General features: G+C 64.1%; 11 protein-coding genes. 4 read left to right on the forward strand and 7 right to left on the reverse strand.

Translation table 11 applies throughout. The annotated features are described in order from the left end of the window. Positions 1 to 10: 10 nt before the first annotated feature. The 3 genes from CO731_RS10110 to CO731_RS10120 form a co-directional block, all read right to left on the reverse strand. Entirely contained in the window at positions 11 to 970 is a 960-nt protein-coding gene (locus CO731_RS10110) for an ABC transporter permease (RefSeq protein WP_108606981.1), read from the reverse strand. Positions 971 to 986: 16 nt separating this feature from the next. After that, positions 987 to 2,570, reverse strand: coding sequence for an ABC transporter substrate-binding protein (locus tag CO731_RS10115; RefSeq protein WP_108606982.1), 1,584 nt, complete (start codon positions 2,568 to 2,570; stop codon positions 987 to 989). A gap of 142 nt (positions 2,571 to 2,712) precedes the next feature. Beyond that, positions 2,713 to 4,719 (reverse strand): CocE/NonD family hydrolase, encoded by a 2,007-nt coding sequence (locus CO731_RS10120; RefSeq protein WP_108606983.1) that lies wholly within the window; start codon positions 4,717 to 4,719, stop codon positions 2,713 to 2,715. Positions 4,720 to 4,866: 147 nt separating this feature from the next. Here CO731_RS10120 and CO731_RS10125 point away from each other — a divergent pair, with 147 nt between their 5' ends. Both CO731_RS10125 and CO731_RS10130 read left to right on the forward strand, forming a co-directional pair. Continuing rightward, positions 4,867 to 5,115: a plasmid stabilization protein gene (locus CO731_RS10125; RefSeq protein ID WP_108606984.1), complete on the forward strand. Its 249-nt coding sequence runs from the start codon at positions 4,867 to 4,869 to the stop codon at positions 5,113 to 5,115. After that, entirely contained in the window at positions 5,105 to 5,386 is a 282-nt protein-coding gene (locus CO731_RS10130) for a type II toxin-antitoxin system RelE/ParE family toxin (protein ID WP_108606985.1), read from the forward strand. Before CO731_RS10125 ends, CO731_RS10130 begins: the two co-directional genes overlap by 11 nt. A 7-nt stretch (positions 5,387 to 5,393) precedes the next feature. Here the strand turns inward: CO731_RS10130 and CO731_RS10135 are convergent, their stop codons facing one another. From CO731_RS10135 to puuE, 4 genes are read right to left on the reverse strand one after another with little or no spacing between them, the layout of a single operon-like run. Next, entirely contained in the window at positions 5,394 to 5,987 is a 594-nt protein-coding gene (locus CO731_RS10135) for a nucleoside deaminase (RefSeq protein WP_108606986.1), read from the reverse strand. Between the two features lie 4 nt (positions 5,988 to 5,991). Continuing rightward, positions 5,992 to 6,492: an ureidoglycolate lyase gene (locus CO731_RS10140; RefSeq protein ID WP_108609738.1), complete on the reverse strand. Its 501-nt coding sequence runs from the start codon at positions 6,490 to 6,492 to the stop codon at positions 5,992 to 5,994. 21 nt (positions 6,493 to 6,513) lie between these two features. Beyond that, on the reverse strand, positions 6,514 to 7,359 hold the full coding sequence (locus CO731_RS10145; protein ID WP_108606987.1) for a bifunctional allantoicase/(S)-ureidoglycine aminohydrolase: 846 nt from the start codon (positions 7,357 to 7,359) through the stop codon (positions 6,514 to 6,516). 5 nt (positions 7,360 to 7,364) lie between these two features. Beyond that, complete coding sequence (puuE, locus tag CO731_RS10150; RefSeq protein ID WP_108606988.1) at positions 7,365 to 8,798, reverse strand: allantoinase PuuE; 1,434 nt, start codon at positions 8,796 to 8,798, stop codon at positions 7,365 to 7,367. A 178-nt stretch (positions 8,799 to 8,976) separates the two neighbouring features. Here puuE and uraH point away from each other — a divergent pair, with 178 nt between their 5' ends. Together uraH and xdhA are read left to right on the forward strand one after the other, a co-directional pair. After that, complete coding sequence (uraH, locus tag CO731_RS10155) at positions 8,977 to 9,342, forward strand: hydroxyisourate hydrolase (protein WP_108606989.1); 366 nt, start codon at positions 8,977 to 8,979, stop codon at positions 9,340 to 9,342. A gap of 3 nt (positions 9,343 to 9,345) precedes the next feature. Next, positions 9,346 to 10,827 carry a xanthine dehydrogenase small subunit gene (gene xdhA / locus CO731_RS10160; RefSeq protein ID WP_108606990.1) on the forward strand — a complete coding sequence of 494 codons (1,482 nt, stop codon included), beginning with the start codon at positions 9,346 to 9,348 and terminating at the stop codon, positions 10,825 to 10,827. Position 10,828: the final 1 nt, after the last annotated feature.

Below are 10,828 nucleotides of genomic sequence, written 5' to 3' on the forward strand. Positions count from 1 at the left end.
GGCGCGCCGCTCACTTCGGATGCCGGAGGCGTGGATTGGCGACGATGGCGGCAATGTCGGCGACGATGTTGAGGCCGATGTAAACCGCTGCGAAGATCAGCCCCACTGCCTGAACCACCGGCACGTCGCGCTTGGCGACATGGTCGACCAGATATTGCCCCATGCCGGGATAGACGAAGATCACCTCGATCACGACCACGCCGACGATGAGGAAGGCGAGGTTGAGCATGACCACGTTGATGATCGGCGCGATCGCATTGGGAAAGGCGTGCTTGCGGATGATGTCGAAGGGCGAAAGACCCTTGAGCTCCGCGGTCTCGATATAGGCCGACTGCATGACGTTGAGGATCGCCGCACGCGTCATACGCATCATGTGGGCCAGCACCACCAGTGTCAGCGCAGTAGCCGGCAGGGCGATCGCCTTCATGCGTTCGAGGAAAGGCATGCCGTCATAGACGGTGGAGATGCCCGGGAACCACTGCAGCTTCACGGCGAAGAAATAGACCAGGAGGTAGCCGATGAAGAACTCGGGCAGCGAGGTCGATGCCAGCGCCAGGCCGGAGATGGTCTTGTCGATCCAGCCATTGCGATAGCGCACGGCCAGCAGGCCGAGGATGATCGCCAGCGGTACGGAAACGACAGCCGCCCAGAAGGCGAGGAACAGCGTGTTCCACAGACGTCCGCCGATCGAGGCGGCGATGTCCTGCCGGCTCGACAGGGCCGTGCCGAGGTCGCCGGTGAGGACGCCGCCGAGCCACCTGAAATAGCGGACGATGGCGGGGTCGTTGAGGCCGAGTTCCTCGCGCAGATTGGCGAGCGCCTGGGGCGTGGCCGACTGGCCGAGGATGGATTGGGCGACATCGCCGGGCAGGATCTGGGTGCCGGCGAAGATCAGGACCGAAACGGCCAGGAGCAGGAGAAGGCCCAGCGCAATGCGCTGGGCGATCAGTTTCAGGATCGGATTGGACATGCGCTCAACGCCCTTGTCAGGCGTTCAGCCAGCACTTCGACAGCGCGTAGCCGCCCATCATCTCCTGGTTGCCGTCATCGACCCAGCCGCCGACCTTGGCGCTGGTTGCGTCGATGAAGTCGTTGAACATCGGGGTGATCACGCCGCCTTCGTCGCGGACGATCTGGCCCATGTCGGCGTAGATCTTCTTGCGCTTCTCCGGATCAAGTTCCGAGCGGGCCGTAAACAGCATCTTGTCGAAGTCCTCGCGCTGGAAACGCGTGTCGTTCCATTCGGCCTTGGAGTAGTAGGCCGTCGAGTACATCTGGTCCTGGGTCGGGCGCCCGCCCCAGTAAGACGCTGAGAATGGCTGCTTGTTCCAGACTTCCGACCAGTAGCCGTCGCCTGGCTCGCGCTTGACTTCCAGGGTGATGCCGGCCTTGGCCGCGCTCTGCTGGTAGAGCTGGGCGGCATCGACCGCGCCGGGGAAGGCGACGTCGGAGGTGCGCAGCAGCACCGAGCCGGAATGGCCCGACTTCTTGTAGTGGAAGGCTGCTTTTTCAGGATCGTATTTGCGCTGCTCCATCTCGGTGAACAGCGGATAGGCCTTGTTGATCGGCGTGTCGTTGCCGACCGAGCCGTAGCCCATCAGGATCTTCTGCAGCATTTCCTCGCGGTCGAGCGCGTATTTCAGCGCGAGCCTCAGGTCGTTGTTGTCGAAGGGTGCGGTGTTGGTGTGGGCGATGAAGACATAGTGGCCGCGGCCGGCGACGTTGCGGATGACCACACCCGGCACGCGCTTGATCAGTTCGACGATCTTCGGCTCGACGCGGTTGATGATGTCGACCTGGCCGCCCTGCAACGCAGACGTGCGGGCCGTGGCATCGTTGATGACGATGATTTCGATCTGGTCGGCAAAGCCGCGGTCGTCGCGCCAGTAATTGGCGAACTTCTCGCCGCCGAGCCGCACGCCGGCCTCGTTGACGGTGATCTTGTAGGGGCCGGTGCCGATGCCGGCGTCGGGCTTGTCCTTGCCGCCATTGGGCTGGATCATCAGGTGGTAGTCGTCGAGCAGGAAGGGCAGGTCGGCGTTGGCCTCCTTGAGCTCGAACACGACGTTCTGGCCGTCGGCCTTGACCGAGGCGATGCCGCCCATCAGGCCGAGCGCGCCTGATTTCGCCTTCTCGTCGGAGTGGCGCTCGATGGTCGCCACGACGTCGGCGGGGGTCATCTCCTTGCCGTCGTGGAACTGCACGCCCTTGCGGATCTTGAAGGTCCAGGACTTGGCGTCGTCGGAGGCGCCCCACTCCTCGGCGAGCGCCGGCTTGGGCTCGCCCTCGGGTGAAATCTGCACCAGCTGCTCGCCCCACTGGCGGCCGAAGAAATAGGGCACCTGGCTCGACCATGACGCCGGGTCGAGGCTGTCGGTGGCAGCACCACCCTGCATGCCGGCGCGAAGGATACCGCCCTTGACGGGGCCCTCGGCCTTGGCGGCGCTGGCGAGCAACGAGTTCGCGAAACTTGCCGCGACACCCAGGGCCGCGGCGCGGCCCAGGAAGTCACGGCGGTTCAATTTGCCCGCAGCGACCCGGCGGCTCAGATATTCCAGTTCATTCGACATTGGAAAGGCTCCTCACTCTGGCGGTCGTTATTGCTCGACTTCTGGTGGCAATATTGACCGTAACGTAAGGGCATCGGCAAGGCCGAATGCGACATCGAGTGGCGCAATCGCCACGTCGCATTTGGACCAAGCCGCTTCCGCGTCAGACGTGATCGCGTGCGATGATTTCGTCGAAATCTCGTTCGAACACCAGCTTCTCGCCTTCATAGGCCTCGATCCGGCCGGTCAACTGGAAGTTTTGGCCGTCGGAACGCATCGTCGTGAAAGTTTCGGTCCGGACGGTCCAGTCGTTTCTCGACAAAGTCTGCGTCCAGTGGGTCTCGCCATGGGCAGAAAGCGGGTCGGACGGATCGATTGTCCAGAGTTCGCGGGCGACATCGCCGATGACCAGGCCGTGGTCGGAATCGCGGATTTCGCCGAAGTCGTCGACAATGCGCAGGCTGACCGTGCTCGCCGTTTCGTCGCGTTCGACAGTGCGGCTGTTCGAACTTTCGCGCAGTGTTTCGGTCTGCCAGGGCGTCGCCCCCTCGGGTTCCTCGAAGGTCCATTCATCGCCGTCGCCGGAGGGGCGTACCGGCAGGTCGATGGCGCCGTCATGGAGGGTCAGCGTCACCTCTTCCGGCGACGGCCAGACAAGCGGCCAGTAGGTCGAGGACACGGCGACACGCAGCCGGTTGCCGGGCAGCACGCGGTAGGCGATGTCGTCGAGCTTGAGCGTGATCTCCATCGTCTCGCCCGGCACGATCTCCTGAGGGAATTCGTGGCTGTTGCGGTGGCAGAGGTTGAGCACGCCATAGGTGATGCGGGTCGAGGCGCCGTCGGGCTGGACATCGCACAGGCGCACCGCGACCATGCCGTGCCGGCGGTCGGCTGCGAGCTTCAGGCGGATGACCGGCGCCCCGACAATGTCGAGCGGGGCGTCGAGCACAGCACCGTCGAAGCAGGCCGACTTGGTGTCGTCGGAACGCTGGTCGCCCGGCAGTTCCGGCCCGAGCCAGATGGCGCAATATTCGCCGCCGTCCATGCCGCAATCCTGGGGCGAGTTTATCGACACGGCCGCGTCGAGCCTGGCGTCCTCGGCCAATATGCCATTCGCACCGAGCGCAAGGCGCCTGGCGGCAATGTTTGGCGACGGCCATTGCCGCTCGGCGATCCAGCGGCCCGGACGTTCGAGATACCAGTCGCGCGGCGGCTCGGAATCCATGACGTAGAGACGCATTGCCGGGTCGTCTTCGACGCCGGTGTCCTTGCCCTTGAGCCAACGATCCCACCAGCGCAGGGCTTCCTGCAGGAAGCCGATGGCCGGCTTGGGTACGGCGAAATGCGGGTATTTGTGGATCCACGGGCCGACGATGCCCTTGACCGGCGCCTGTACGCCCGCGACCAGTCGGGACACCGCATTCTTGTAGGCGTCGCCCCAGCCGCCGATAGCCAGAACGGCGGCCTTGATGGCGGAATAGTCCTCGTTGACCGAGCCCCGTTTCCAGTAGGCATCGCGGGTCTGGTGCTTCAGCCAGACCGCCGGCAGGAACGGCTCATGCTCAAGCCTGGCGAGCCACATGTCGCGCCACTTTTCGCCGACGAGCGCCGGATCCGGCGGTCGCGACGAATAGGACAGCATGGTCGCGCCCCAGCCCATGTTCTCGTTGAGCAGCAACCCGCCCTTGTAGTGGATGTCGTCGGCGTAGCGGTTGTCGGTGGAGCAGAGCGTGATGACGGCTTTCAGCGCCTTGGGCTGGTGGGCCGCCACCTGAAGGCCGTTGAAGCCGCCCCAGGAGATGCCCATCATGCCGACCTTGCCGTTGCACCAGGGCTGGGCTGCCGCCCAGGCAATGACGTCGCAGGCGTCCTGCCACTCCTGCTCGGTGTATTCGTCCTCCATCAGCCCTTCGGAATCGCCGTTGCCGCGCATGTCGACGCGGATGCAGGCATAGCCATGGCCGGCGAAGTAGGGATGGGTCAGGCAGTCGCGCGTCGTCGTGCCGTCGCGCTTGCGGTAGGGCAGGTGCTCGAGGATGGCGGGAACCGGGTCCTGGTCGGCATCGGCGGGCATCCACACCCGCGCCGACAGGCGCGTGCCATCGGGCATGACGATGCCCATGTCGGGAAATTCGACGATGTCGCGCGGAAATTCGGTGATGGTTTTCATTGATATTCCAGTCTTGTGCTTCGTCATTTGTGCACGCCGGCGCCGCCGCTGGCTAGCGCGGAAACGTCACCGGCAGGCGCAGGGCACAGCAGATTGAAATGACCTCTTAAAGGTACTATTTGTAGCTCTCGCAATAGGGCCACGAAGATGCCGAACACAGTTCTTGCCGAAGTTACTGCCAGCGTCTCGGAGCTGAAAAGGAACCCGATGGGCACGGTGGCTGCCGGGGAAGGGTTTCCGGTCGCCATTCTCAATCGCAACGAACCGGCCTTCTACTGCGTGCCTGCCAAGGCCTTCGAGGCGATGATGGACCGGCTGGAGGACATCGAGCTCAACGCGATTGCCGACGCGCGCAAGGGCGAAAAGCGTATCCGGGTCGACCTGGATGCGCTATGAGGTCGAGTTCCTCGAAACCGCACTGAAGGAATGGAAAGCGCTCGACGCCAATACACGCGAGCACTTCCGCAAGAAGCTGAAGGAGCGCTGTGAAAACCCGCGCGTCCCCTCGGCCAAGCTGCATGGCGCCAAGGACCGCTACAAGATCAAGCTGCGAAGTGCCGGCTATCGCCTTGTCTACGAGGTGGAGGATGGCAGGCTGGTGGTGCTGGTCATCGCCATAGGCCGGCGCGACCGCCTCGAGGTTTATGCCAAGGCGGCGAGGCGCTGAGTTCGCGTCAGTTCAGCGGGATGTCGTTGTCGCCCTTGCTCGCCTGGTAGGTGCCGGACATCTCGTCGTAGAGCGCCGAAATCCTGGCCACGCGCTCTTCCATCCGCGTGCGGTCGGGTTCGGGTAATTCGCGGACCAGCTTGCGTAGCGAAAAGCTTTTCCAGTAGGCGTTGTCGGCGTTGTAGCCGCCCGGCTCCAGCGTGAAGACCTCTTTCAGGATCTTCAGGTCGTGCGGGATGGCGAAGCTGTCGCGCGAATCCTCGTGACTGAACAGATAGTAGAAATTGTCGAAGCCAGCCCAGGTGATGGCCGACAGGCACAACGAGCAGGGCTCGTGGGTCGACAGGAAGATCAGGTCCTTGGTGTCGGAACGGCTGGCCTTGGGCATTTCGTAGAAGCGCTTTAGGCAATGCATCTCGCCGTGCCAGAGCGGGTTTTCGAGCTCGTTGTTGGTCTCGGCCAGCACCAGCGAACGGTCGTGCTTGGCGAGCAGTGCTGCGCCGAACAGCTTGTTGCCCTTCGTCACGCCTTCGGCGGTCCTGGGCACGATGTCGTGTTCGATGACGTCGAAGAGGCGCTCGATCAACGAGAGTTCGGCCATTTGCTCAGAAGCCTTCCGGAAGGACGATTTCGTAGGAGTGCGAGAAATGGAACTCTTCGAGATTGGGGCCGGTGCCGCCACGGTCGACGACGACGAAGTCCTGGTTCTCGCCGATCGGCGTCAGTACGCCGTGCCAGAGATTGCGCGGATAGTTGACGCCCTGGCCGGGTGCGGCGACGAAGGCGTGCGGCTCGCCCGGGCCGTCGCCGATGTCGTGGCAGACGACGACGAGGTAAGGCCGTGGCGACAGCGGAATGAAGGCCTGGCTGCCGAAGGGGTGACGCTCGACCATCGAAAGCTTCAGCGGGAACGGATAGGGCGTGCCCTTGAAGATGTTGATGATGACGTGGCCGTCGGGGCCGGCCGCCTCGACACGGGCGAGCGCATGGTAGCGCTCGCATTTGCCTGCGTTGATCGGGTAGTGGCTGTCGCAGTTGGTGTCGATCACCTCGCCGAATTCGGCGAAGTTCTCGCGCGTCAGGGGCTTGGCCACGATCCGCTTCATCTCACCCGACATGACTGACCCTCAGCGGCGGCGCGTGGCGTTGAAGGCGCCGAGCTGCATGTGGCGGTTGACGTCCTTGTAGAGCAGGTAGCGGAACCTGCCGGGGCCGCCGGCATAACAAGCCTGCGGGCAGAAGGCGCGCAGCCACATGAAATCGCCGGCCTCGACCTCGACCCAGTCGTTGTTCAGCCGGTAGACCGCCTTGCCTTCGAGCACATAGAGGCCGTGCTCCATGACGTGGGTTTCCGGGAAGGGGATGATGCCGCCGGGCTCGAACGTCACCACGGTGACATGCATGTCGTGGCGCAGGTCGTTGGGATCGACAAAGCGGGTCGTCGCCCATCTGCCATCCGTATCCGGCATGGCATTCGGCTCGATGTCGTTGTCGTTGAGGAACAGCGGATCGGGCGCGTCGAGGCCGTCGACATATTCATAGGCCTTGCGGATCCAGTGGAAACGCGCGGTCTCGTTGCCTGCGTTGCGCATCGTCCAGCCGCTGGCCGGCGGCAAATAGGCGTAGCCGCCCGGCGTCAGCACATGGCTCTTGCCGGCAACGGTCACGGTCACTTCGCCTTCGACAACGAAGAACACGCCTTCGGCGCCCGCATCGGGTTCCGGCCGGTCGCTGCCGCCGCCGGGTTGCACTTCCATGATGTATTGCGAGAAGGTTTCGGCGAAGCCCGAGAGCGGACGGGCGATGACCCACAGCCGCGTCTTGTCCCAGTGCGGCAGGAAGCTGGTGACGATGTCCGAAAACTCGCGCTTCGGGATCACCGCATAGGCTTCGGTGAAGACGGCGCGGTCGGTGATCAGGTCCGTCTGGGGAGGGAGGCCGCCTTTCGGCGCGTAATAGGAGCGTTTTGCCATTTTTCTTAGCTTGGAAGGAGGTCGTTGAGGCGATACCAGGCGATGCGTTCCACCTGCTTGCAGGCGGCGGCAAATTCCTGGTCGCGGCTGTTGGCGATGCGGGTCTCGAATGCCTTCAGGATGCTTGCCTTGTCATTGTCGCGCACTGCGATGATGAAGGGGAAGCTGAATTTCTCGACATAGGTGGCATTGAGCTCGGTGAAGCGGGTGCGCTCGGCGTCGGTCAGCGCGTCGAGGCCGGCGGATGCCTGCTCCTTGGTTGATTCTTCCGTCAGGCGCTTGGCCTGGGCCAGCTTGCCGGCGAGGTCGGGGTGGGCGGCGAGCACGCCGAGCCGCTCTGTCTCGCTCGCCGATCGGAAGGCGCGGCACAGCGCATTGTGCAGGCCGCCGGTGCTGTCATGAGCCGGTCCGAGCTCGAATTCGAAGGCGCGTTCGGCGATCCAGGGCGAATGCTCGAAGATCGAGCCGAAGCGCTGGACGAATTCGGCGCGCGCCATGCGCGAAGGGCGCAGCGCCTGCGGCTGGTAGGGGTGGTTTTCGCGCCAGTGCCTGGCGATGTCGGCGCGGCGGGCGATCCAGACCTTGTCGTGGCCCTGCACGTACTCGATGAAACGGCGCAGCGCCTCGGCACGGCCGGGACGGCCGACGAGGCGGCAGTGCAGGCCGATGCTCATCATGCGCGGGCGGCCCTTGGCGCCCTCGTCATAGAGGGTATCGAAGCTGTCCTTGAGATAGGCGTAGAACTGGTCGCCCGAGTTGAAGCCTTGCGCGGTCGCAAAACGCATGTCGTTGGCATCGAGCGTGTAAGGGATGACCAGCTGCGGCGGAATGGCATTGCCATGGCCGTCATGGTCGAGCCAGTAGGGCAGCTCGTCGTCATAGGTGTCGGAAATCCATTCGAAGCCGCCTTCGGCTGCGGCGAGGCGCACCGAATAGACCGAGGTGCGGCCGAGATAGAGGCCGGTGGGGCGTTCGCCGACGACTTCGGTGTGCAGGCGGATCGCTTCGAGCAGGTCGGCGCGTTCGGCAGCCTCCTCGTGGTCGCGGTAGTCGATCCAGCGCAGGCCGTGTGAGGCGATTTCCCAGTCTGCGTCCTGCATCGCCGCGACGTGATCGGGCGAGCGGGCAAGGGCGGTGGCGACGCCGTAGACAGTCACCGGCACCTTGGCTTCGGTGAACATGCGGTGGAGCCGCCAGAAGCCGGCGCGGGCGCCGTATTCGTAGATCGATTCCATGTTCCAGTGGCGCTTGCCCGGCCACGGGGCCGCGCCCACGATCTCGGACAGGAAGGCTTCGGAGGCTGCGTCGCCGTGCAGGACGTTGTTCTCGCCGCCCTCTTCGTAATTGACCACAAATTGCACGCAGACGTTGGCGCCGCCGGGCCATTTCGGATCTGGTGGGTTCGCGCCATAGCCGCGCATGTCTCTTACGTAACGCATGATCCCTCGAACCGGTCGATTACTGCCACTGGAGCAGGATAGCGAAAGGAGCGGCAGACATTCCCTCGAAAAATTTTGAAAGTCTTTTTGTAGCGGTGTTCTCGACCGCACCTTATGCAATGGCCTTAAATGGCGCAAAATCAATGATGATGGCGCGCGTCGCCAGTAGGGAGAGCGAATGACAAAGGCTGAAGGCGGACGCCTCACCACCCATGTCCTTGACACTGCATCCGGCAAGCCTGCCGAGGGGCTGTCGATTTCGCTGTTCCGCATCGAGGGCGATGTGCGGACCTTGCTCAAGAAGGTCGCCACCAACTCCGACGGCCGCTGCGACGCGCCGCTGCTTGCCGGCGACGAATTCCTGACGGGCGAATACGAACTCGTCTTCGCGGCCGGCGACTATCTGCGCCGCCAGGGCACCGAGCTGCCGCAGCCGGCTTTCCTCGACATCGTGCCGATCCGCTTTGGCATGGCCGAGCGAACGCACTATCATGTGCCGCTGCTGATCTCCCCCTACAGCTATTCCACCTACAGGGGCAGCTGAGCCATGGCGACGGTCAAGACACGCAACCATATCCGCTTCATCCTCAACGGCGAGGACATGACGCTTTCGCAGGTCGCGCCCGACGAAACGCTGCTCGACTATCTGCGCTTGCGCCGGACGCTGCGCGGCACCAAGGAAGGCTGCGCCGAGGGCGACTGCGGTGCCTGCACGGTGCTTGTCGGCCGGCTGTCTGCCGGCAAGCTGGTCTATGAAAGCGTCAACGCCTGCATCCGCTTCGTGGCTTCGCTCGACGGCTGCCATGTCGTCACCGTCGAGCATCTGGCCGGCGAGGCGGGCACACTGCATCCAGTGCAGCAGGCCATGGTCGATTTCCATGGCTCGCAGTGCGGCTTCTGCACGCCGGGCTTCGTGATGTCGCTCTACGGCCTGTGGATGGGCTCGCCCGAGCCGTCGGACGAAGCGATCGAAAAGTCGCTGCAGGGCAATCTCTGCCGCTGCACCGGCTACGAGGCGATCATGCGCGCCGCGCGCGCCATCTCCGACTACGGCAAGGTGGCCAAGGATCCGCTGCTGGTCGAGCGCAAGGCGATCACCGCCCGCCTCGAAGCCTTCAAGGACGGCACCCGCGTCGAGGTCGGCGAGGGCAAGGACCGCTTCGTCATCCCGGCCAGCGTCGACGATCTCGCCGACGTGCTCGATGCCGAGCCGACCGCGACCGTCGTCGCCGGCTCGACCGACGTCGGCCTCTGGGTCACCAAGCACATGCGCGCCATCGCGCCCGCCGTCTTCATCGCCAACATCGACGGCCTGCATTCGCTTGACGAGGACAAGGGCGTCATCTCCATCGGTGCCGGCGTCACCTACACCGAGGCGTTCGAGATGCTGTCGAAGCGCATTCCGGCGCTAGGCCCGCTCATCGACCGCATCGGTGGCCAGCAGGTGCGCAACATGGGCACCATCGGCGGCAACATCGCCAACGGCTCTCCGATCGGCGACACGCCACCGCCGCTGATCGCGCTCGGGGCGACATTGACGCTGCGCAAGGGCAAGACGCGCCGCGCCATCCCGCTGCAGGACTTCTTCATCGCCTATGGCAAGCAGGACCGCGCGCCCGGCGAGTTCGTCGAGGCAGTGCATGTGCCGGTGCCAGCCAAGGGCGACCATTTCGCCGTTTACAAGATCACCAAGCGCCGCGACGAGGACATCACCGCCACCCTCGGTGCCTTCTGGTTGCAGCTTGCCAAGGACGGCACTGTGGCAGACGTCCGCATCGCCTATGGCGGCATGGCGGCGACGCCCAAGAGGGCGAGCGTTGTGGAAAAGGCGCTCGTCGGCAAGCCTTGGACCGAAGAAACGGTCGAGGCGGCGATGGCGAAGTTTGCCGAAGACTTTACGCCGCTGACGGACATGCGCGCCACGGCGGAGTATCGTGCGCTGGTGGCGAAGAACCTGCTGCTGCGTTTCCATGTGGAGACGACCGGCACCAAGGCGCCGTTCACGGTGTCGAGATATGAGGCTGCCTGAG

The sequence above is a fragment of the Aminobacter sp. MSH1 genome (assembly GCF_003071665.1).
Taxonomy (GTDB): Bacteria; Pseudomonadota; Alphaproteobacteria; order Rhizobiales; family Rhizobiaceae; genus Aminobacter; species Aminobacter niigataensis.

What these genes read in the sequence shown, in the direction of transcription:
- CO731_RS10110 (WP_108606981.1), bottom strand. Translation starts at nt 970, where the DNA reads ATGTCCAATCCGATCCTGAAACTGATCGCCCAGCGCATTGCGCTGGGC.
- CO731_RS10115 (WP_108606982.1), bottom strand. Translation starts at nt 2,570, where the DNA reads ATGTCGAATGAACTGGAATATCTGAGCCGCCGGGTCGCTGCGGGCAAA.
- CO731_RS10120 (WP_108606983.1), bottom strand. Translation starts at nt 4,719, where the DNA reads ATGAAAACCATCACCGAATTTCCGCGCGACATCGTCGAATTTCCCGAC.
- CO731_RS10125 (WP_108606984.1), top strand. Translation starts at nt 4,867, where the DNA reads ATGCCGAACACAGTTCTTGCCGAAGTTACTGCCAGCGTCTCGGAGCTG.
- CO731_RS10130 (WP_108606985.1), top strand. Translation starts at nt 5,105, where the DNA reads ATGCGCTATGAGGTCGAGTTCCTCGAAACCGCACTGAAGGAATGGAAA.
- CO731_RS10135 (WP_108606986.1), bottom strand. Translation starts at nt 5,987, where the DNA reads ATGGCCGAACTCTCGTTGATCGAGCGCCTCTTCGACGTCATCGAACAC.
- CO731_RS10140 (WP_108609738.1), bottom strand. Translation starts at nt 6,492, where the DNA reads ATGAAGCGGATCGTGGCCAAGCCCCTGACGCGCGAGAACTTCGCCGAA.
- CO731_RS10145 (WP_108606987.1), bottom strand. Translation starts at nt 7,359, where the DNA reads ATGGCAAAACGCTCCTATTACGCGCCGAAAGGCGGCCTCCCTCCCCAG.
- puuE (WP_108606988.1), bottom strand. Translation starts at nt 8,798, where the DNA reads ATGCGTTACGTAAGAGACATGCGCGGCTATGGCGCGAACCCACCAGAT.
- uraH (WP_108606989.1), top strand. Translation starts at nt 8,977, where the DNA reads ATGACAAAGGCTGAAGGCGGACGCCTCACCACCCATGTCCTTGACACT.
- xdhA (WP_108606990.1), top strand. Translation starts at nt 9,346, where the DNA reads ATGGCGACGGTCAAGACACGCAACCATATCCGCTTCATCCTCAACGGC.